Origin of the sequence: Actinobaculum massiliense, from assembly GCF_001457435.1 — a bacterium.
GTDB classification, from domain to species: domain Bacteria; phylum Actinomycetota; class Actinomycetes; order Actinomycetales; family Actinomycetaceae; genus Actinobaculum; species Actinobaculum massiliense.
Genome location: NZ_LN881717.1, coordinates 1,007,074 through 1,028,822, shown reverse-complemented (window position 1 = coordinate 1,028,822; position 21,749 = coordinate 1,007,074). Strand labels below are relative to the sequence as shown.

General features: G+C 60.8%; 14 protein-coding genes. 9 read left to right on the top strand and 5 right to left on the bottom strand.

Going from position 1 to position 21,749, the window contains the following annotated elements; genetic code table 11:
• The first annotated feature begins 77 nt into the window (after window positions 1-77).
• The 3 genes from BN2664_RS06325 to BN2664_RS06315 all read left to right on the top strand — a co-directional run bounded on the left by BN2664_RS06325 (window position 78) and on the right by BN2664_RS06315 (window position 7,194).
• Window positions 78-5,474, top strand: coding sequence for a YPDG domain-containing protein (locus BN2664_RS06325; protein WP_058120649.1), 5,397 nt, complete (start codon window positions 78-80; stop codon window positions 5,472-5,474).
• Window positions 5,475-5,924: 450 nt separating this feature from the next.
• Window positions 5,925-6,668: a CBS domain-containing protein gene (locus BN2664_RS06320; RefSeq protein WP_007001035.1), complete on the top strand. Its 744-nt coding sequence runs from the start codon at window positions 5,925-5,927 to the stop codon at window positions 6,666-6,668.
• Between the two features lie 277 nt (window positions 6,669-6,945).
• Window positions 6,946-7,194, top strand: coding sequence for a hypothetical protein (locus BN2664_RS06315; protein WP_007001036.1), 249 nt, complete (start codon window positions 6,946-6,948; stop codon window positions 7,192-7,194).
• A 59-nt stretch (window positions 7,195-7,253) separates the two neighbouring features.
• On the opposite strand, the gene BN2664_RS06310 is transcribed toward BN2664_RS06315, so the two are convergent.
• The 3 genes from BN2664_RS06310 to BN2664_RS06300 all read right to left on the bottom strand — a co-directional run bounded on the left by BN2664_RS06310 (window position 7,254) and on the right by BN2664_RS06300 (window position 13,542).
• Window positions 7,254-9,983 (bottom strand): ABC transporter permease, encoded by a 2,730-nt coding sequence (locus BN2664_RS06310; RefSeq protein WP_007001037.1) that lies wholly within the window; start codon window positions 9,981-9,983, stop codon window positions 7,254-7,256.
• A gap of 2 nt (window positions 9,984-9,985) precedes the next feature.
• On the bottom strand, window positions 9,986-10,756 hold the full coding sequence (locus BN2664_RS06305) for an ABC transporter ATP-binding protein (protein WP_007001038.1): 771 nt from the start codon (window positions 10,754-10,756) through the stop codon (window positions 9,986-9,988).
• A gap of 206 nt (window positions 10,757-10,962) precedes the next feature.
• Entirely contained in the window at window positions 10,963-13,542 is a 2,580-nt protein-coding gene (locus BN2664_RS06300) for an HAD-IC family P-type ATPase (protein ID WP_007001039.1), read from the bottom strand.
• A 799-nt stretch (window positions 13,543-14,341) separates the two neighbouring features.
• Between BN2664_RS06300 and BN2664_RS09260 the strand changes: the two genes are divergently transcribed.
• Window positions 14,342-14,920, top strand: coding sequence for an endonuclease domain-containing protein (locus tag BN2664_RS09260; RefSeq protein WP_162137566.1), 579 nt, complete (start codon window positions 14,342-14,344; stop codon window positions 14,918-14,920).
• A gap of 25 nt (window positions 14,921-14,945) precedes the next feature.
• Here BN2664_RS09260 and BN2664_RS06290 read toward each other — a convergent pair whose 3' ends face one another.
• Window positions 14,946-15,782: a Sir2 family NAD-dependent protein deacetylase gene (locus tag BN2664_RS06290; protein ID WP_007001041.1), complete on the bottom strand. Its 837-nt coding sequence runs from the start codon at window positions 15,780-15,782 to the stop codon at window positions 14,946-14,948.
• 84 nt (window positions 15,783-15,866) lie between these two features.
• Complete coding sequence (locus BN2664_RS09020) at window positions 15,867-16,136, bottom strand: GNAT family N-acetyltransferase (RefSeq protein WP_040317236.1); 270 nt, start codon at window positions 16,134-16,136, stop codon at window positions 15,867-15,869.
• Window positions 16,137-16,325: 189 nt separating this feature from the next.
• On the opposite strand from BN2664_RS09020, the gene fbaA reads away from it, so the two are divergent.
• The 5 genes from fbaA to BN2664_RS06260 all read left to right on the top strand — a co-directional run bounded on the left by fbaA (window position 16,326) and on the right by BN2664_RS06260 (window position 21,708).
• On the top strand, window positions 16,326-17,345 hold the full coding sequence (fbaA, locus tag BN2664_RS06280) for a class II fructose-bisphosphate aldolase (RefSeq protein WP_007001043.1): 1,020 nt from the start codon (window positions 16,326-16,328) through the stop codon (window positions 17,343-17,345).
• A gap of 665 nt (window positions 17,346-18,010) precedes the next feature.
• Window positions 18,011-18,553, top strand: coding sequence for a hypothetical protein (locus BN2664_RS09175; RefSeq protein WP_155856475.1), 543 nt, complete (start codon window positions 18,011-18,013; stop codon window positions 18,551-18,553).
• Window positions 18,554-18,565: 12 nt separating this feature from the next.
• Window positions 18,566-19,705: a hypothetical protein gene (locus tag BN2664_RS06270; protein WP_007001046.1), complete on the top strand. Its 1,140-nt coding sequence runs from the start codon at window positions 18,566-18,568 to the stop codon at window positions 19,703-19,705.
• Between the two features lie 93 nt (window positions 19,706-19,798).
• The gene (locus BN2664_RS06265; RefSeq protein ID WP_007001047.1) at window positions 19,799-20,248 is read left to right on the top strand and encodes a tetratricopeptide repeat protein; all 450 of its coding nucleotides are present in this window, start codon (window positions 19,799-19,801) and stop codon (window positions 20,246-20,248) included.
• A complete protein-coding gene (locus BN2664_RS06260; RefSeq protein ID WP_007001048.1) occupies window positions 20,248-21,708 on the top strand; it encodes a tetratricopeptide repeat protein in 1,461 nt (486 codons plus the stop codon). The genes BN2664_RS06265 and BN2664_RS06260 overlap by 1 nt, the downstream gene beginning before the upstream one ends.
• Window positions 21,709-21,749 lie beyond the last annotated feature (41 nt).

Sequence of the window (21,749 nt, the reverse complement as noted above, 5' to 3'; positions counted from 1 at the left end):
TCGCTCCACGTGTTTCCGGAGACGAGGAGGTTTTTGACCAGTTCGTGCGTGCATTCAAAACGAATATGGAGCATTTAATGAACAAAGCCTCAGTTTCGACACCGAAGCGTCGGTGGAAGAAACCGCTCGCGGCGTTGGCGGCCTTTGCAGTGGCCGGCTCGGGCGCGTTTGCTGGTTTCTCTGCCGTGGCGCTCGCGGCGCCGTCGGACTCCGCGAACGCGAGTGCGGCGAACGGGGGTGCGCCGGCGGAACTTAACGCGGGTGCAATTTCTTCCCCGGGTAATAAAGATACGAAAAACACGATCTCGGGCACTGTCGGTACCTTCAGTACCGCAACCGGTACCAACACGATTACTGACAAGGGGTGGGAGCCGCTCGGTGGCGTAACGATCTACGCCCAGTGGTTCGATTCGAAGGGTGCGGTAGCATCCCCCGTCTATAAGACCACCTCGGATCCGTCCGGTAACTGGGGCATTATTATGAAGCCCTTCGTTTCCCCGGACGGAAAGATTCATACTTTTGACGCGGACCCGAACCTCCCCGAGGGTGAAAAGTTCCGCGTTTGGAGCGATAACCCTGACGTCAATAAGTACGCCCTTGCGTACTCGTGGGGCAACCAGCAGGTATTCCCCGGTTCGAGTACCTATGCCCTCCAAGGTGGAAGCAACTTCTCCATCGGGCCTAACAAGATTTCTGGCGTGACGATTCGCTACCAGGAAATCACCGATAACTCGAAGTTCCACCTCGACAATGCGGTTGACACGTCGGATGTTTCCACGAATCGCAACGGCCAAATCCGTGGCCGCGCGTTCTGGAACTATTCGAACGACGATGCCATCTCTGACTTGGGTGCCGGTGGAACCGCTGGCACGTGGACTCACTACGGGAGTGGCGATTCCGCCGCCCCGGGGCTGAAGATTACCGGTTCCTATCTCTCGGATTATGCGGTCAAAAAGATTTATGCCGAATTCCGAGGCGAGAACAACCGCAAGCCCCGCGCTACTGGTTGGACCGCTAAGGATGAAGCCAACCTGCAGGCTTGGATCCAGGAAAAGATTGCAACAGAAGGTAAGGATAAGTGGATTGCCGAAACGGTAACCGCTACCACCGCTGCAGACGGTACCTACCACCTGGAGTTCAAAGGACTCTACGGCAATAGTGCCACGTCCAAGGGCATTGTTTCCTCGGAAAAGGCTGGAAAGCTTGCTCCGTCCAATAGCGAGGGAAGCTGGCTTCTCGGAAACCTAAACTCCAAGCACATTAACCAGGACTTCCTCTTCGTCTCTGCCGAAAAGATCGACGGAATTGATATGGCGGGCCCTTACTCGCATCCGGGCTACGCGGATCAAAACCGCCGTATGTGGGGCCTCGACATAATTAACGCTGGCGACAACTACAACTTCCTCCTGTTCCCGCAGAAGTTGAACTTCGACGTCACGCCTTATGACTCGTATAGCCAACTCGCGGGTGCGGAGGATACGGCTAATACCGTTACTTCCGGTCTCGGATATCACGTCGGGGATTCTCGTCAGTTCCAGATTGTCTGGTCGGACGATGAAGGTAACAAGGTTCGCGAGTGTGAAAAGGCCAAGGCCGACAACAAGGGAGCTATCCCAAGTTGTGATCTGACCGTGCCGGAAAATGCATTCGATAAGAAGGATTCACGGACCTACACCGCGAAGCTTTATGCATACAATGCTGATGGAAAGACGTCGGGGATGCCCCTTGCGACCGATTCCTTCGTTGCCGTCAAGTCGGCAGAGGCTCCCGCGGGCTCTGTTGGGGACGAATACAAGGCTCAGGTAAAGCTTGAGGTTGTTTCTAGCCGAGGCGGAAACGAAGTCGCCGTCGCATACCAGCCTTACACCGCCACTGGTCTTCCGGAAGGCCTAACGATTAATTCCGAATCGGGTGAGATCACGGGCACGCCGACTAAGTCCGGCACCAGCGAAGTGACGATTGAGCGTCCTTACACGATCACGATTACCGCTGCTGGCGAAAAAACCGTGCAAGAGGGCAAGTACAGCCGCACGGTGTCCATCGTGATTACCGATACGCCGTTGGCCAACGGCTCGGAGGGCGAAGCCTATTCAGCAACGGTCGATCCTGAGGGTGGCCCGGAGGGTACCGTTTACCACGAGCCCAAGGTCGACGCTTCGACGCTTCCGGCAGGACTCACGTACAACCCCGAAACCAAGAAGATCGAGGGTACGCCCGAGGTTGGAACTGCCGGTGACTACAAGGTCAAAGTGACCTACGATCTGCGCGTTCCGGCTTATTACCAGTCGAACGGCAAGAAGATCAAGCGCAATATCACCGGTGGCGTCGTCGAGAAGATTGACGGCGTCGAGTACGTGGTTGTTAAGGATCATGTCGATTTGATTCCGATCAAGATCGACAAGCAGAAGCAGAACCTGACCTATGAACCGTCGTATGTGGAGGTTCAGGGCGAGCCCGGAACCACCGCGACTGTTCAGAAGCCGAAGTTCACGAATAACGACGGCGCCGCCGTTGACACTCCGCAGAACGTTAAGTATGGCGTTCCGGAAGGCAAGGAATTGCCTGCAGGCGTCGTCATCAACGAAGACGGTTCGATCACGGTTCCGATTCCTGCGGACAAGCACGAAGGGGACATCATTGAGGTCCCGGTGCGCGTCACCTATCCGGATGGCAGCTTCGACGACGTTACCGCCAAGGTAAACGTCACGAAGCCGTCCGATGGTGATAAGGATGGTGTGCCGGATGCTAATGATCAGTGCGCCAATACTCCTGAGGGTGCGAAGGTTGACGAGAAGGGTTGTGCTGTTGCTCCGACGGTGAAGGTTCCGCCGGTCACTGGTGTGGTTGGTGAGCCGATTACGCCGGTTGAGGTGACGGTTGATAACCCGGGTAAGGCGACCATTAAGGGTTGCTCTGCCGAGGGTCTGCCGGAAGGCTTGGAGGCGAAGTTCGAGAACGGCAAGTGCACGATCTCGGGTACGCCGAAGGCTCCGGTGACGGATCAGGATTACAAGGTGACGGTTGAGTTCACTCCGGTGGATGAGAACAACCCGAACCAGGGTCCCGCAACCACTACGGGCAAGGTAACCGTTACCCCGGCTCCCGATGGTGATAAGGATGGTGTGCCGGATGCTAATGATCAGTGCGCCAATACTCCTGAGGGTGCGAAGGTTGACGAGAAGGGTTGTGCTGTTGCTCCGACGGTGAAGGTTCCGCCGGTCACTGGTGTGGTTGGTGAGCCGATTACGCCGGTTGAGGTGACGGTTGATAACCCGGGTAAGGCGACCATTAAGGGTTGCTCTGCCGAGGGTCTGCCGGAAGGCTTGGAGGCGAAGTTCGAGAACGGCAAGTGCACGATCTCGGGTACGCCGAAGGCTCCGGTGACGGACCAGGATTACAAGGTGACGGTTGAGTTCACTCCGGTGGATGAGAACAACCCGAACCAGGGTCCCGCAACCACTACGGGCAAGGTAACCGCTACCCCGGCTCCCGATGGGGATAAGGATGGCGTGCCGGATGCTAATGCTCAGTGCGCCAATACTCCTGAGGGTGCGAAGGTTGACGAGAAGGGTTGTGCTGTTGCTCCGACGGTGAAGGTTCCGCCGGTCACTGGTGTGGTTGGTGAGCCGATTACGCCGGTTGAGGTGACGGTTGATAACCCGGGTAAGGCGACCATTAAGGGTTGCTCTGCCGAGGGTCTGCCGGAAGGCTTGGAGGCGAAGTTCGAGAACGGCAAGTGCACGATCTCGGGTACGCCGAAGGCTCCGGTGACGGACCAGGATTACAAGGTGACGGTTGAGTTCACTCCGGTGGATGAGAACAACCCGAACCAGGGTCCCGCAACCACTACGGGCAAGGTAACCGTCAAGACTCCGGACGTTGCGCCGCAGAACAAGACGTATGAGCCCAACTACCAGGATGGCGCGGGCGAGCCCGGCACGACTGTCGAGATTCCGGCTCCGACCTTCAAGGACAACAATGGTGATCCGGCGACCGCGCCGAACGGTACGAAGTTCGATTGTGGTGCGGGCGCGCAGTGCGGTAAAACCGTCAAGGTGGATCCGAACACCGGCGTCGTGACGGTGGACATTCCCGCCAACGCGGTTCCTGGAACTGAAATCCCGGTTCCGGTGAAGGTCACCTACCCGGATGGCACTTCGGACAATGTCAATGTCAAGGTCAAGGTGAATACCCCGGCCGCCCCCGAGACGGATGCCTCGAAGTACGATCCTTCCTACAAGACGGTGATTGTTCCTGCCGGTAAGTCGGCCGATTCTCCGGTCAGCTTCGGTGAAGGCGTAACGCCTCCGCAGGCTACTTTCGCAATCGCTGAGGGCTACACCGCGCCGGCCGGCTGGTCTGTGAAGATCGCCGCGACGAACGGCACGGTGACCGCAACGGTTGTTCCGGCTGGACCGAACGGCGCGGATGCTGAGGAAATCAGCGTCCCCGTGGTTGTGACCTACCCGGATGGCTCTGTGGATAATGTGACCGCTAAGTTCCAGCTCGATACCGATGGCGACGGCATTCCGGACGTCACCGATAATGACGACGATAACGACGGCGTCACCGATGAGCAGGAGAAGAAGGACGGCACCGATCCGAAGAATCCTGATTCTGATGGCGACGGCGTGAACGATGGCCAGGAGAAGAAGGATAAGACTGATCCGCTCAACCCGGATACCGATGGTGACGGTTTGAATGACGGTGAAGAGAAGACCCACAAGACTGATCCGCTCAACCCGGATACCGATGGTGACGGTTTGAAGGACGGCGATGAGGTCAACGGCTCGAAGAACCCGTTCAAGAACAACAAGTTCGACAAGGACGGTAAGCCGGGCAACACCGATCCGCTCAACCCGGACACCGATGGTGACGGCTTCAATGACGGTGACGAAGTCACCGGCGCGAAGGACAAGGACGGCAAGCCGTCCGATCCGAACGACCCGAACTCGGTCCCCAACATCGACTCTGATGGCGATGGCGTGACCGATGAGCAGGAAAAGAAGGATGGCACGGATCCGCACAATCCGGACACCGATGGTGACGGTTTGAATGACGGTGAAGAGAAGACCCACAAGACTGATCCGCTCAACCCGGACACCGATGGTGACGGTTTGAAGGACGGCGATGAGGTCAACGGCTCGAAGAACCCGTTCAAGAACAACAAGTTCGACAAGGACGGTAAGCCGGGCAACACCGATCCGCTCAACCCGGACACCGATGGTGACGGCTTCAATGACGGTGACGAAGTCACCGGCGCGAAGGACAAGGACGGCAAGCCGTCCGATCCGAACGACCCGAACTCGGTCCCCAACACCGGCAAGAAGTCTGAAGGCAAGAAGCCTGCCCCGAAGACGAACGCCAAGCAGGGCAAGCTCCCGCACACCGGTGCGGATGTTGCTGGGCTGGCTGGAATTGCAATGATTCTGGTTGCTGGTGGCGCTGTGGCCATCCGTCGTAAGGATGCCTAAGTTGCCTTCTGGTGGCTAAGGTTTCCGGCACCAATTTCGGTGCCGGTTACCTGAGTCGCTGGCCAGAGTGGCTCTCGAGCTACTAGCTACAGTGGCCTTCGGGCTACTATCCACGGCGGCTCTCAAGCTACTGAAAGGTCGATATTTGGCCGAAGAGAGGCCCGCATTGCCAAACGGCAGTGCGGGCCTCTCTTATGCTCTTTGTTCTCCGCGAGGATTTATTGGCTGTTGTCGGGGTTTCGCGCGGCCGCTGCGGCGTCGTTCCGGCTAACGAGCCATAGAATGAAAACCGCAACCGCAAAAAGAACGACGATTCCGCCAAGCGTCCAGGGCGCTTGTTGCTTGTCGTTTTTGCTTATTGTGATCTACGTCACTCGACTCTTGTCTACGGCCTCCAGAGCGCGGACGCAGATTTCTGAGGGTCGAAACCGGAGGGATAAAGGAGGGAAAATGCCATCGGACAATAACCTCACGCAACGGTTCCTCTCCGCGGTCGAAGATATCCGCGCCGAATTTGACGCCCAATATGGTTGGGAATCGCGCGGCTTCGGTGATGCGTGGAATCGCGCCCTGCAGCACGGCGTGCCGGTGGCCAAGCGCAACCGCGAACTCGGCCAGGTCTTGCGCGAGCTCCGCAACGTCATCTCGCACGGGAATTACCGCTCCGGCGAGCCCGTCGCCACCCCGCGCGAGGACATTGTGGAAACGGCGGAGGCATTGCTCTCCCAGGTTCGCAACGAGCCACAAATCCAAAACTTCATGACGCATTCCGTGCAAACCGTTCGCCCCAACACCCCGTTCAAACAGGTCGCAAAAATCATCAGCGAGCAGGGTTTTTCTCAAATTCCAGTGGTCGACGGCGACGCTGACGAGGCAGGGGATGGAGCGCGCATCGTAGGCCTGCTCACGATGCGGGCAATCAGCCGTTGGGTAGCGAATTTGGTGGTGGATAAAAAGCGTTACTCACTGGCTTCGACCACCACGGAGGCCATCCTTGAACACGTGGGCCACTCCGATGTGCCGATTTTCGTCAAACCATCGGACCCGGCCATTGAAGTATGTAACGCGCTGACCGATAACGCGCAGTGCCCGGCGGCGCTTATCACCCGCACGGGGGATGCGGATGGCGTGCTGATTGGCATTGTAGCCCGCGCGGATTTGGGGCGGATTTATCGGAAGATTTCCCTCGACTGATCGCGCGGCAAGCCCGGGCGCGCATCGCCTGAGGTAGGCCTGACGGCGGGTTCTAGTGCGACCACGCCGCGAGCCCCGGTCGCACATCTGATGAATATTCGCGGCCGGGCGTTTAGGATAAAGGCACGTTGTGGAGGCGCTCGGCCGGCGACGTCGTCTGGGCCGAGGCGCCGGCGTAAAGCGAGGGTTCAAGTCTGGCGCGGTGTTGCGCTGAGCTAAAGAGCTGGAGCCGCGCGCGGGAAGAGACTTCTGGAGAACAGTGGGAGAGGGAGCGACGATGGTTCGGGCAGTCGTCAACTACATTGGCATGATCGCCGATGTTGCAATGGTGCGCGATGAGATTGTCGAGCTCCCCGAGCGAATTGGTTTTGACGACCTGCGCAACGAGCTTTCACTGGGAAACACCCTCCGGTTTCGGGCAATTTTGGAGCGCTCGGCAATCACGGTGAATGGCGAGCGCCTTGAGCCCGGCGAATCCGCCGAGCTCAAGGACCTCTCAGCCATTGACGTGATTTCTCCCCGCTAGCCCCGCCGCCGCTAGCCGCTAGCTGCGAGCCGCAAGTAGCGAGCGAAAAAGCCCCGGCGCTACTCTTGCGCGATGGCGTCGAGAATATCGAGGCGAGCGGCGCGCCGGCTCGGAAGGGCGGCCGCAACCACGCCAACAATTACCGCGCCGCCGAGCGCGAGGCCAATCGTGCCCCACGGAATCACCAGCTGGGTGAGTCCCATGCCGGCGAGCACCCGCTGCAGGCAGGCGCCAAAGACCAAGCCCAGCCCGGTTCCCAGCGCCGCGCCGAGCAGCGAAATGGTGACGGCTTCCAGCGTGACCATGAGTCGTACCTGGCCGCGGCTGGTGCCGACCGCGCGCAGCAACCCAATCTCCCGCGTCCGCTCAATCACGGAAAGGACCAGGGTGTTGACAATCCCCAGCACCGCGATCACGATGGCGAGCCCGAGCAAGGCATAGAGGACACCCAGAATCGCGCCCACTCGGTCGGTTTGCGCCTGGGCGTACTCTTCCTGATTGGAGACCACAAGCGTCGGGTAATCCGCAATTTTTTTCTCAAGCCCGCTGGTCACACTGGCTTGATCGGCACCCAGTTCGGCGTCGACCGTGATGACGTTGGCGCGCGCGCCTCCGAAACGCTCAACCGTGGCGAGGTTCGTCTCAAATGTACCCTGTGGATTTAGCCCCTCCGGCTGCGAATACAGACCGACGATCGTGAGGCTTTCCGGCATGCGCGTGGCGGGATTGATGACCTCCACCGAGTCGCCAACCGAAACCCCGCGCGACTCGGCCACGGACTGACGCATAATCGCTTCGCCCTCCGCCGTGCTCATCACGCGCCCGTCCACGATTTCCTGCGCAACCGTCTTGTTGAAATCCTCGGGTTTATACCCGGCCACCTCGACCAATTGCCCCTCGGTGTCTTGCGTGAAGACGGCGCGAATTTCGTGAACGGCAGCCACGCCCTCCACCTCGCTGAGCTTCTCGGGGAGCCCAACCGCCATGGGTTGGTGGTTCACGGATTCCACCGTGTAATCGCCGCGCAGGTTCTCGCGCACCAGCCGATCCACGGTGGCCGACGCCGATGAGCCGAGCATCGCGAGCATCGTCACCAGCGTGAGCCCAATCATGAGGGCCGACGCCGTTGACGCGGTGCGCCGCGGATAGCGGTGCACATTCAAATCCGCCAGGCGCGCGGGCGCGCCAAAGATACGGGTGAAGATCGCGCCCAGAAGTTTCGTGAGCGGCCAGCCCAAATGCGCCGAAATTCCCGTAGCACCAATCAGTACCAGGAGCGCCCCGAGGCCCACCGCGGTCGTCGAGTGCTCAACGCGCTCGCTTGCACCGAGGTAGAGGGCCACCGCGCCAACCGCAAATATCGCGGTGAGCACGGCTTCCATCACGCCGAAACGCCGCGGCTTGATTTTCTCGGCTCCGGCCATGGCTGCCACCGGCGGAATCTTTCCGCCGCGGTGGGCGGGGATCCAGGCAGCCAGCATCGTCACCACGGTGCCGACCACGAGCGCGGCAAGAATGGTCTGCACGGAAGGCGTGGGTACGCCGCCGCCCAAATCCACCCCGCTTGCCGAAATGGCCTTGGTAATGCCAAACGCCAGGCCGGTTCCGAGCACAATTCCCAGCACCGCTCCGGCAACGCCGGTGGCCGCGGCTTCGCTGAGCACGGTGCGTTCAACCTGGCCGCGGGTTGCGCCAATCGCGCGGTAAAGCGCGAATTCGCGGCGCTGCTGTGTCACCAAAATCGAGAAAGTATTGGTGATGAGGAAGATCGCGATGACGAAGGCAATCGCGGCGAAAATCCCCAGGAAGGCCGTGACGAAGGAAAGCCCGGCATCCAAGTAGGTCGAGTAGAAATCGGACACCGTCTGCGAGGAATAGGCGTCGAGCCCCTCCGGTAGCTCCGCTTTGATGTTCACGAGCGTCTGCCCGGCATCAGCGTTCTTATCGAGCACCACCCAGCCGGTCATATATGAGTATTCGTCCGTCGGCACCGGCTCGGCCGCCACGGCTTGTACGGCGGCAGCTTGCTCCGCTGCCGCTTGTTCACCCGCCGCCTGTTCCGCTGCCGCCTGTTCCGCGGCGGCTGCTTGGTCTGCACCGGCGTTGCTTTCCGCGGCGCTTTCCGCGGTGCTTCCGGCTGCGCTGGAGCGCATGAGGCGCTGCATTTCGGCGTCGTTCAAGAACACATACTGTGCCCCGAGCGTGCCGCCTTCGCCCCATTTCGCGGTGCCGCTGAGCGTTTTCGTGAAACGCTCGCCGTCTTGGGTGATGAGCTCTACCGAATCGCCAATTCCCGCCCCGATCGCTTCGGCGGTATCGGGGTCGAGCGCAACTTCGCCGTCGTCCACGGGCGCGTTGCCTTCCACCAAGACGATCCCCTGCCGGCCCGAATACGCGGGGGCCTGGAACCAGTTGGTGGCAATCGACATGGTGATGCCCGCGTTGGACGAGACCACGTGACCATCGGCGTCGAGCGCGTAAATTCCGGCAACGGTGTTCACGCCGTCCACGCTCGCGACGCCGGGGACCTGCGCTACCTTTTCGAGGATTTCACGGTCGACGCCGGAGCCGGTTTGGGTGGCGACGGCGGCGTCGTTATCGAAGCGGCCTTCGGCCGACACGTCGATATCCGGGATTGCCGAGGTGGTGATCGAGTTAAACGCGCGGTCGAGCATGCTCGTGAACGTTAGCGCGCCCACGAGAAACGCGACTCCCAGCGCCACTGCGGTGACGGAGAGCGCGAGGCGGCCCTTATGGGCCAGGAATGATTTCCAGGCAGCTTTTCCCATTGCTACGCCTCCACGGTGGCCGCGCTGGCGGGCTCGGCGTCGGCGAGAATCTGCAAAACGGAGTCCCGGGAAGGCTTTTCGATGGACTCGGTGATTTTGCCGTCGCGCAGGAAGACCGCGAGGTCGGTGTAGGTGGCGGCGGTCGGATCGTGCGTCACCATAACGATGGTTTGGCCGAAGTCGTCCACGGAGCGGCGGAGGAACTCAAGAATTTCCGTGCTCGCGCGGGAATCGAGATTGCCGGTGGGCTCGTCCGCGAAAATGATTTCCGGGCGGCTGACGAGGGCGCGGGCGCAGGCCACGCGCTGCTGCTGGCCGCCGGAAAGCTCGGCAGGCTTATGGGTGAGCCGGTTTTCCAGCCCCACCGCGGCAACGACCTGGTCAAACCAGTCTTGATCTACCTTTTGCCCGGCGATGGAGAGAGGCAACACGATGTTTTCCCGGGCGGTCAGGGTCGGAATCAGGTTGAAGGCCTGGAAAATAAAGCCAATCCGGTCACGGCGCAGGCGGGTGAGCTTCTTATCCGGCAGGGCGGAAATCTCCGTGTCGCCAATGTAGATGCGCCCGGAAGTGGGAGCGTCGAGCCCGGCCGCGCAATGCATCAGGGTTGATTTTCCGGAGCCGGAGGGGCCCATCACCGCCGTAAACTTGCCCTTTTCGAAGGCCACGCTCACGTGGTCGAGGGCTTTTACCTGGGCATCGCCCTCGCCGTAGGTCTTGACGGCATCTTCGACGCGCGCCGCGTACTCGATTTCTTCGTTCGTCGTTATCACGCGCGCAAGAATACTGGGTGAAGGTGTCCGCGCCGATAGGTTTTCGCTGAGACGTGTCGCTAATTCGCGGGCGGCAGAACGGGCGCTAATTATCCGGGGGTGTTGTTTGCCCCGGGCGGGCTACTTACCCGCGAACCAAGCGGGCCAATTGGGTGCGGGCGGGCTACTTAAGCGCGGGTTGGGTGCGCGCCGGGCTGGGCGGTTCGTTACCCGCGGGCGCGCTCGCGCAACTCGGCCTGGACCTGGCGGTTCTTGCGAGCCTCGGCGGATTCAAAGAATTTCACGCCCTGCCCAGATCGAAGGCGCATCACCCACCACAGCACTTCAATCAGTGCGGCGCCGATAATGCCCGCCACAATTCCGACCGTCATTGTTTGCGGATTGGAAGAGTCCAGCAGGAAAAAGTCTTGCGTCAGAGCACCCGTGAAAATGATGTAGTAGCCAATTAGTGGCAACATAACCAGCACGATCTTCCACCAGTTGTACGGTCGCGCGACCACCGCGAGCACCCAGGAGGAAGCAATGATCATAGCCAGGAGCGTCGCCGTCGACACCTGAACCGCGAGCTCTTGGTTCGCGCCCCGATTCCCGCCAAGGATGAGGTAGGTGGCGAAAGTGACCGCGCCGACGATCGCGCCGGCCGGGAAGCCGAAGCCCATCACGCGGCGGACGAAGCCGTCTTCCGCTTTGTCATTATTCGGCGGCAGGGAGAGGAAGAACGCCGGGATGCCGATGGTGAACCAGCCGGTGATCGTCACGTGAATTGGCTGGAACGGGTACTGCAAGCCCCACAGCAAAACCAGGATGGCGAGCAACGCCGAATAGGTGGTTTTGGTGAGGAACAAGCGTGCCACGCGCTCGATGTTTCCGACCACGCGCCGGCCCTCGGCCACCACGAAGGGGAGGGCGGAGAACTTATCGTCCAGGAGCACGATCTTGGCCACCGAGCGGGTGGCGGAGGTGCCGGATCCCATGCCGATCCCGAGGTCGGAATCTTTGAGGGCCAAAACATCGTTCACGCCGTCGCCGGTCATAGCCACGCGATGCCCGCGGCTTTGCATGGCCTTCACCATCGCGCGCTTTTGCTCCGGGGTGACGCGCCCGAACACCTGGTGCGTGTTGATGGTTTCCTCGAAAGAGGGCTCTTCAATGCGGCGCGCGTCCACGGGTTCGCCGAGGTCAACGCCAATATTTCGGGTAACTGCGCCGACGGCTTGGGCGTTATCGCCGGAAATTACCTTGACCTCAACTCCTTGCGATTCGAAGAACTTAAGGGTGTCACCCGCGTCCGGGCGGATCTTCTGATCAAGAAGAACGAAGGCCAGAGGGGTGACGTCGCCGGGCGCCTCCGCGCTCGCGACGTTTGCCGAGGCCTCAGCCAGGAGTAGCGCACGCAGGCCGGCGGAGGAAATTTCCGCCGCGCGGGCTTTGGCTTCTTCGAAACCGTTGGCCAGGTCAAGTAGCACATCCGGGGCGCCCAGCACGAAATTGCGCTCGGATTCGGGGTCTGGCGCGGATTCGGGGTCTGGCTCGAGGTCCACGCCCGCGAAGCTCATGCCGGACCACTTCTTCGCTGAGGTAAATGGCTGCTGGCCGATGACCTCCCAAGTGCGTTCTGGCGTGCCCACGGCTTCAATGATTGCTTCCATCGAAGAATTGGGGGAGGAATCGGCCGCGCCGAGTTGGGCCAGAATTTTTCGCGCTACGGCGTCGTCGGGAAAATCGCTACCGTCGTTCGGCTCGCTCCCCGCAATTGGCTCGATACCGGCGAAGGTGAGCGTGTTTTCGGTGAGCGTGCCGGTTTTGTCAGCGGCGACGGTGTCTACGCGCGCTAGACCTTCGATGGCTGGCAACTCGTTGACCAGGACTTTTAGGCGGCCGAGGCGGATCACGCCGAGCGCGAAGGCGGTGGAGGTGATGAGGACGAGGCCTTCGGGGATCATTGGCACTAGGGCGCCGGTGACCGAGAGGATGATTTCGCGCCAGTCGTCGCCGCCGGCGCGGATTTGGCCGACGATGGTGAGGATACCGACCGGGACGAGGATCCAGGTGATGGCGCGGAGAATCGAGTTGATGCCGCTTTGCAACTGCGAATCGACGAGGGAGAAACGCGAGGCTTCGTGCGTGAGTTTGGACGCGTAGGCGTCCGGGCCCACGCGGGTGGCGCGGTAGGAGCCGGTGCCGGAGGAGACGAACGAGCCGGACATGATCGGCGAGCCGGGATCCTTGTGAATCGGGTCGGATTCGCCGGTGAGCAGGGATTCGTCAATTTCCAGATAGGACGATTCGGTAACTTCGCCGTCCACCACGATCTGCTCGCCGGGTTTGATGACGATGACGTCCCCGAGGACTACGTCTTCGGGGGAGACCTCGCGCACGGTGCCGTCGCGGCGAACGCGCGGGCGGGCTTCGCCGATCACCGCGAGGTTGTCCAGCGTACGCTTGGCGCGGAGCTCCTGGATGATACCGATAATCGAGTTGAAAATAATGAGCAGGCCGAAGGCGCCGTTAATCCACGAACCCGTGAGCATAACTAGCACAAACAGCGTGCCCAGCATGAAGTTGATCCGCGTGAAAACGTTGTCGCGGATGATCTGGGCGGTGGAGCGGCCCGAGCGGTCTGGCAAGTCGTTGAACTTGCCCTCCTGGCGGAGCTTTTCAGCCTCTTCCTCGGTGAGGCCGCGCGCCGGGTCGGCACTGGGCACGTGCTCGTTGTTCTGGGTGGGATCGTCCCAGAGCTCTTTCTTGCTCGGAGACTGGGCAGGCGTTGTTCCCTCGTGACTCATGCCGAAATTCTATAGGTGTTCGCGGTCGGGTCGGCTAGTCGGGAGTATGAGCTGGAATTGGCGGGTTCTGCTACGGGGCTCGGGAACTGGCTTTATTTTGGTGTGGATATACGTGTACATCCCTGCATGGATCCGCGCGTATATCCACACCAAAGTGAAGCGGGTCTGCAGTACCCGAGATTTGCGGCGAATCCGGCCAGGAAAAACACCAGGTCAGAGCGTTTCTATTCCGTACGTGGCGATACTTCACCCGTGGGAGTAATGGCGCGCCGGGCTTTTCCTCGCCTATCTGCGCGCAGGCCAACCTCGGGCAGGCGCTTAGCGAGAATCAAGCTTCATTTTTCCGGCACGTCAGGTGGGCGGATGTCGCGTTGTTGGCGTGCTGCGTGGCGATGGGTGGTGGACTGCGTGGCGATGGTTTCCACAGATCGCTTGGCGCGTAGGTTTTCCACAGTCGGAGCCGGGCTCCATTCGAGGCATGAGATTTTCCTATGGGCTTAGCCATATGAACATGGTGATTCCGTCTACCGGAGGAGCTGGGATCACGGGCGTCGTTTCAAGGAAAGCGCTGCTTGAGGTCTGCAGCCCATTTCAGATCCGTAACTATGCCAAGAAAAATCGGTGGGAGTACTTGGATGGTTGGTATGCTACCGAGGATGCTCCGCCCGAGGTGCGCCAAAGCTATCGAAATAAGATGCGGCCGACCTGTATCAGTGCCTGCAAACTCTGGGGTTTGTGGACCCCTCCCTTTTCGAGAGTGCATGCCTATAAACCGCGTTACGCCTTCAACGGTCAACAGGTGAAAACGGATTTTGCGCCGGCGATTCTGCCGCATCGCCCATGGCTGGATAGTTGGCCCGATAGGGGGCCGATTGCCTCGCCGGCTCGGGCGCTCGCGCATGCCGGGCGTTGCCTTGAAGCCTCAGAGGTAGCAATTCTCCTTGAATCCGCGCTCAATACCGGGTTGTTAGGACGGGGAGATATTGACGAGATCATCGAGGGCTACCCGGTGAACCTTCGCCGCAGCCTGAGGCGCGTCGACGGCTTATCCCAATCGGGCTCAGAAACCAAGGTGAAGTTCGGGCTACAAGCTCGGGGAGTGAAGTTCCGGCAACAGGTTTTCATTGATGGGGTGGGCTACGTGGATATTCTGGTTGGAAAGTCGCTCGTGATTGAGTGCGATTCCTACGAATTCCACGATGACGTAGCGCAGTACGCGACCGATCGCGCCCGTGACCTCAGGCTCCACCGGCTCGGATACACGGTTATCCGCCTAACCTGGTGGCAGATTCATCGCGACTGGGAGAGGACTCTTGCAGCCCTAGTCGCCGTTATATCGACCGGGGCCCATCATCGATTGCCGATCGGTGGCGACTAATGAGCAGGTCAAAGGCTTGATCTGCCTAGCTGAGCAGTATGTCCGCGGTGTGAGTGAGCACCGGGCCGGCATTCCCTTCGATGCGCAAATCTGCGTAGCGGTCGCCCTGGGTGGGGCCGAGATTGATAATCGCGCATTGCGCGCCGTGCTGGAGGGCCTCGCCCATCACCCACATTCCGGTGAGGACCATAAGAGACGTCCCGACCACGAGCGCCACGTCCGCTTTCCCAGCCCAGTCGAAACTTTGGCGCATGGCTTCAGCCGGGAGGGATTCGCCGAAGAAAACCACAGACGGTTTTAGGATTCCGCCGCATTTGGGGCAATCGGCTGGCTTGAAAGCCGAGGCCTCGGCGGCCGCCCGATCCGCGCTTGGCAGAATAGCCGCGTGCGCCGGATCCGGGTCCGTGGGCCAGTTGGGGTTCAGTTCATCGAGCAACTCTTGCACCCGTTCCCGGGAAAACTCGCGCCCGCAGCCGAGGCAGGTGACGCGCGCGAAGCTTCCGTGGAGTTCCGCGATTTTGCGCGAGCCGGCTTTCTGGTGCAAATTGTCCACGTTTTGCGTGGCGATGCCATTAATGAGGCCGGCTTTTTCCAGACGTGCGATCGCTATGTGCCCCTCGTTGGGCTCAAGCGCCGCGGCTGCGCGCCAGGTCTCGGTATTTCGTTGCCAGACCCACCGGCGCCACACCGGATCTGATTCAAAATCGTCGAAGTACACACTGGGTTCTTCTGTGGAGCCTTTGCCGCGATAATCGGGCAGGCCGGATTCGGTGGAAATTCCCGCGCCGGTGATCGCCACCGTGGTCTTTCCGCGCATGAGTTCCGCAAGTTCCTGAGCAGCTTCTTCGACGTCAGTAATCATGCCTCCACAATATCGCGGGGCCGCGCGGCCGGTTGTCCGCGTATCTCTCGGCGTGCCAGAGCGGTGGCGGCGCCGGCGCTCACGCTAGTGCTTGATGCCCGCGAGCTTGTCCGGATGCTTTTCAAACCAGGCAACCACGTAAGGGCAGACCGCGCGCAAAGTCTTGCCGCGCTCGCGGGCCGCATCTACTACGGCCTGGACCAGCTGAGACGCCAAACCCTGGCCGCGATAGGCCGGATCGGTAACGGTGTGCGGAAGCGTCCAGGTCTCGCCGTCGTCGTCCACCTGAATGAATGCCGCACGAGTTTCGCCGTCGCGAATTTCGAAGCCCTCGGGCGTTTCTTGAATATTCATGGAGCCACCGTATCGCATGTGACGCGGGCGAATTTTCACAAATAAAATTCCCGCGGCGAAAGGCCCGGGATACCCGCGCGCGGTGATGCGATAATAAGAAAGTACGCCCAGTGGGAGTAGTGTGCCGCGATTCTTCGCGCCGGCGCGCCAAATCATTGGGGCAACAATCCATATCAAAGGAGAAACACAGTGGCAGTTGCAACGCGTGAACAGTATGACGAGATGCTAGATCGCGCAAAGAAGAACCATTTTGCTTACCCGGCCATTAACGTCACGTCCTCGCAGACGGCGAGCGCGGCGCTGGCTGGCCTGGCTGAGGCGGAGTCGGACGGTATTCTGCAGGTCTCCGTTGGTGGCGCCGAATACTGGTCGGGCTCCACGATCAAGGACCGCGTGGCCGGCTCGATTGCCTTCACCGAGTATGTGCGCGCTGTTGCTGACAAGTACGACATCACGGTCGCGCTTCACACCGACCACTGCGCCAAGCAGAACATCGATTCCTGGATCCGCCCGTTGATGGAGCTTGAGGCTGAGCAGCACAAGGCCGGCAAGGAAACCTACTTCAACTCGCACATGTGGGACGGCTCGTCCGTACCGCTCGATGAGAATCTCGAGATCGCCAAGGAACTGCTTGAGCTTTCGGTGAAGGCCAACACCATCCTGGAGATCGAGATTGGCGTCGTCGGCGGCGAAGAAGACGGCATCGTGGGCGAAATCAACGAGAAGCTCTACACCACCGCGGCCGACGGCCTGAAGACGGTGGAGGCGCTCGGCACCGGCGAGAACGGCCGTTACACCACGGCTCTCACTTTCGGCAACGTACACGGCGTTTACAAGCCGGGTCACGTGAAGCTGCGCCCCGAGATCCTCGAGGACATCCAGAAGGAAGTCGGCCAGAAGATCGGCAAGGAGCGTCCGTTCGACCTCGTCTTCCACGGTGGCTCCGGCTCGTCCGCGGAGGAAATCGCCACCGCGGTGAAGGCCGGCGTGGTGAAGATGAACATCGACACCGACACGCAGTACGCGTTCACGCGGCCGGTTGCCGGCTGGATGTACCAGAACTTCGACGGCGTTCTTAAGATCGACGGCGAAGTTGGCAACAAGAAGGTCTACGATCCGCGTTCTTGGGGCAAGGCGGCCGAGGCCGGTATGTCCGCTCGCGTCATTGAGTACGCCAAGCAGCTCGGCTCCGCTGGCAACAAGATGTAAATCGTAGCTTTACGCTAATGTGCGTGTGGGCCCGGTGCTTTAGTACCGGGCCCGCACGCATATATGGGCGGTGTTTTTTTTTGGGGGGGGGGCGGGCCTGCATGCATTGATGCGCGGTGTTTTGGGCCGCAAGAAACGGGGCCGCGCCATCGATGGAACTCCGCAAACTGCAGGTTGTGCCTGAAGTGGCCTGTAGGTTGCGCCTCAAGGGGAGGAGCAAAATGACATCCGGAGATGAAATCAGCGGACCGAGGATCAGCAATCCCCGGGCCGCAGCGGACTCATGATTTCGACGATCGTTGCTTGGGTATACCTCGGCGTCGTGGCTTTGCTGTACGTCGTCAGCGAATCGCGCTGGGAACGGTATTCAGCAGAGGAAGTGCCGCGGCTTCGTCGGCCGATGGCTCACTGGAGACCGCTCCTTCCGTATTGGTTCCGCTTGCGCCGGTTGCGCTGATCATCGCCTTGGTACTGACCCATTGTGTTGATCCGGCGGGCGACCCGCGAAGGCTCCTGCTTCGCCCATTTCGTCGGTGTGGGGCTGTGTGCCGTCCTGGTAATTGTTGCGCTTTGCCTCGCGCACGTTTTCTTCGCATTCGTGGCGATCTTCGGGTGATGCGCGGTCCCGTTGTACGGGTGCGCTTCGTGCGGGTTAAATTGAACACATGGCTGATGACGAGACGTTTCCAGGTGCGAGGGCTACCGTGGCGGGCGCCCCGGATTCGCGAAGCTGCGCCGAGGAGCAAGCCAGTGCTGGGGCATACACAGGCAGTTGCGCGCCCGCAATGGCTGACGCATACGCAGGTAGTTGCGCGCCCGATGGTTCCGAAGTTGCCATAGCGACTTGTGCGCCGAGCGACACCGAAGTGCCGACGGGGGCCGCTCGCGCGGCATTGTATTCCTGGGCGTTGGGCGGCGTGCTGTGGGTCTTCTTTTGGTGGGCTCAGGCCGGTAGCGGACTCCTCGATTGGAGTCCGGATGCTGCGGACGTAACTGTCACCTCGCAAGTTGCCGTCGTTCTGGTGGCGTTAGCTGGCCCGCCGCTTTTGCTGTGCGCGCTGATTTCCTCGGGCTATCTGCTGTATAACGCCGTGCGCACTGCCCGCCTGGGCACACGAATTCTTATGATTATCGCGATCGCGGCGCTCGCAATTCTGGCTTGTTTGGTATTCCTGGCCTGGCTCTTTGGGCTTGCGGTGTTTTCCTAGAGAGGAGGGAGCATGAGCACACGTGATGCAAGCTTCGTTCAACCCGGGGTGGGTGACGTTCCCAGCGGCGATCCCTCGGGCGATGCAGAGCTAGCCGCGGCCGGGAAGATTCAGCTCGCCCACCTTCCCGTGGCCCAGCGCAGACTGGCGTACGCCGCGGCCCTGAGCCTGGCCCTCGCAATTGCGGCCTGGGCTACTTTGAGCTTTGGCGATATTTACCTGGTGCGCGAGCACGGCCTTACCTGGAACCCGGCTTGGGAGCGCGCACTCAACGTCGCATTTCTCGGCGGTCTGGTGCTCTTTGTAATTGCCGTGATGCTCGTGGCAATTCTGGCGCTTATTCGCGCAAGCCGTCTGCGCTGGTGGGACGCGCTCGCGGCGGTGACGGCGGGAATCGTTAGTGCCGGCACTGCTGGCGTCGTGATGACGGATGTGGCGAGCAGTTTTTTGGGTTACGCGAACGCGCACGGCCAAACTTACGTCATGCGGGGTGAATCGACCTGGAATGCCCGTTTTTATGCTCTTCGCGGCTGGTTCTTCCAAGAGATCGAAAGCTCATATACGAGCGATACTTTCCCCGCGGCCGATGCCGCGGGCGATGGAGAGTCCCCGCACGGACCGAGCGCCGGCCCAAATAGCGGTCCCAGCCCGGCGTCAACCGAACGTCCGACGAGCTTGCCTGCGGAGCCCGGCACTCCCGGCGCGGCGAGCGGCGCCGTCGAACCCGAAGAAACCGCGGAAGTAGACGGCGTTCACTACGAGGCGATCCTCGAAGATTCCGCAGGCGGGGAGGCGAAATATGGGCTCTACGTGCGCGGTGAAGGCGAGGCGCGCTGGCGCGTGGGGGACCTCCCGGCCGGCGGGCTTTATGAGCTGTATTTCGCGACCCCCGGTATTGGGTATGCGTCCTACGCCGGCGGCGGGCTTTATGCTTCGGCCGATGCTGGCGCAAGCTGGCAGAAACTGCAACTGCCGTACAGCTTGGATTGGCCGCAGGAGGCGCGTTATTTGGAGGACGGCCAGAGGGTCGGCGAGCTCGGTGCGGGCGGGCGCGTGCGCTTGAGAATGAACTATCCGCATTGGACGGCGCGCGGAGAAGGTATTTTGTTTGATTCCGCGGACGGCGTTTCAGGCTGGGAGCGCGTGAATTAGCGCGAGCGTTTCGCCTCGATTTGTAAGGGCAGTCACAGCTCACTAAAATTGCTTATTGAAGATTTTTGCGAGACAAGCGGAGAAGGTAGATCAGTGAGTGGCAAGCAGGGCGCGCGCGAAGACGGGCTGCGGGAGTTTCATTTGGGGCAGGGCGAAATTGCCGCGGGCAATCTCGAGGAGGCTATCCCGCATTACCTCGCCGCGCTCGATCTGTTCGATGGAGACGCCGATCTTTCTTTGGAGCGGGCGGTAACCGCGGGTCAGCTCGCGATTACGTACAAGGGCCTGACGCAGATGCCGCAGGCCGTGGACTATTTTGGCCGTGCGATCGCGCTGTTCCAGAAATATCCGCAAAATGCGGACGCCATGATTAGCCTGGGCAACTGCTTCTGGCATATTGGGCAAATCGACGAAGAAGCTGGCGATTTTGACAGCGCGCGGGTGGCGTACAACCAGGCCTATGCGGCCTATCGGAGCGCGCCCGATACCCACGCCCAGCAGATCGAGGTGCTCGGGAAGATCCGCACGTTGGAGCGCTCCTAGTGGAGCACCGCTTCGAAGCGGGGGCCGGTGCGGGATCCGAGACCCGCAAGGGGGCGGACGCGAGGTTCGATCCAACTTTGGAGTCTGTTCGGAAGACGCTACTTGCGGGGTTTGCCGCGGCGGAGCGCGGGAATTGGGGCGAGGCTGAGTCGCGGTATGACGCGGCTTTGCGGCAGCTTGGAGCGGCCCAGAGCTTTGCTGGGGAAGATGGCTGGCTTCGCGCGGATGAGCGTGGTGGTGCGGGAAAGCTCACTGGTGCAGGACGGCGAGCGGACGTGGGTGCGCTTCTAGGGCTCAACGATCCCGAGGCGCTCACCTTCGCTGGAATTATTACCGCGCGCCGGGGCGATTTGCCGGGCTCGGCAACGATACTTCAGCGCGCCTCTGATCTGTTGGAGCAGGGTGGGGGTCCTGAGTGGGTTGGTGAGTCTGAGCCGTTTGCGGGATCTGAGCGGGCTGGAGGTTCTGGCCAGGCTACGGAACCTGAGCGGTTTGCGGGGTCTGAGCGGGCGGCCGCGCTTTACGAGAATCTCGCTGGTGTCTACACCGAGCTTGGTAACTATGCGGGCGTCGCTCGGGCCGCGGCGCGAGCGGTTGATGAGATTGAGAGGCTTGGTTCCGATCATGGCCGCCTGGCGAATGCACTGTTCAATCTAGGTACGGCCGCGTCGGTTCTGGGCGAGCATGCGCGAGCCGTGGAGGCGCTCGAGCGGGCGGCACACCACGCGCGTCAGCTGGGGAGTAATGACATTGGTTGGGTACGAATCGAGCAGGCGCTTGGTTCGGCTCTACTCGCCTCCGGCGCTCCGGAAAAGGCGCTTAAGCACCTGTTAGAAGCGTATAAAAGCTATTCCTTGCTGGCCGGCCAGGAGGTTGAGGCCGCACAGTGCCAATTTGAAGTCGCTCGGGCGTTAGGCATGCTGGAGCGTTTCAGCGAGGCCGCGGGAGGATTCGCGCTCGCGGCCGAGTTGGCGGCGAACCGCGACGCCAATCAAATCGCTGCCATCGCCTGGCATCACCAGGCAGTTGCGCTCGCGCAAGCGGGGCAATTAGGGCAAGCGGTGATACCGATGGGTCGTGCCTGCGAAGCATATGAAGATCTGGAGTTATCCTTCCCGGCGGCGCACTGTCTGGGCCTTATTGGTGATCTTTTTGCTCAAGCAGGCAAGCCCGTGGAGGCCGCTGGATACTTCTCCGAAGCCGTGAGCCGATTCGAGGAACTCGAGAAAGATGCGCAGGCCCAACTCGACGAACTCGCCGGGCTTGATGAGCTTTCCGGGCTCGGGGACCTCAGCGTGCTTATCGAGTTTGCACGTCATGGAAATGAGGCTTCGTCGGCCGAATCGGGGATGCAAGCGGCAGACATCGGCGCGGATCGACGCAGAGTTGCCGAGTATCTGACCGCAATCCGGGCCGAGCTCGAGGAGTTTCGAGCCAAATTGGCGTCCGCTGGCGGCTAAAACCTTTGAGGGAAGTTCGGCCGCTTCATTTAACGGTGGAG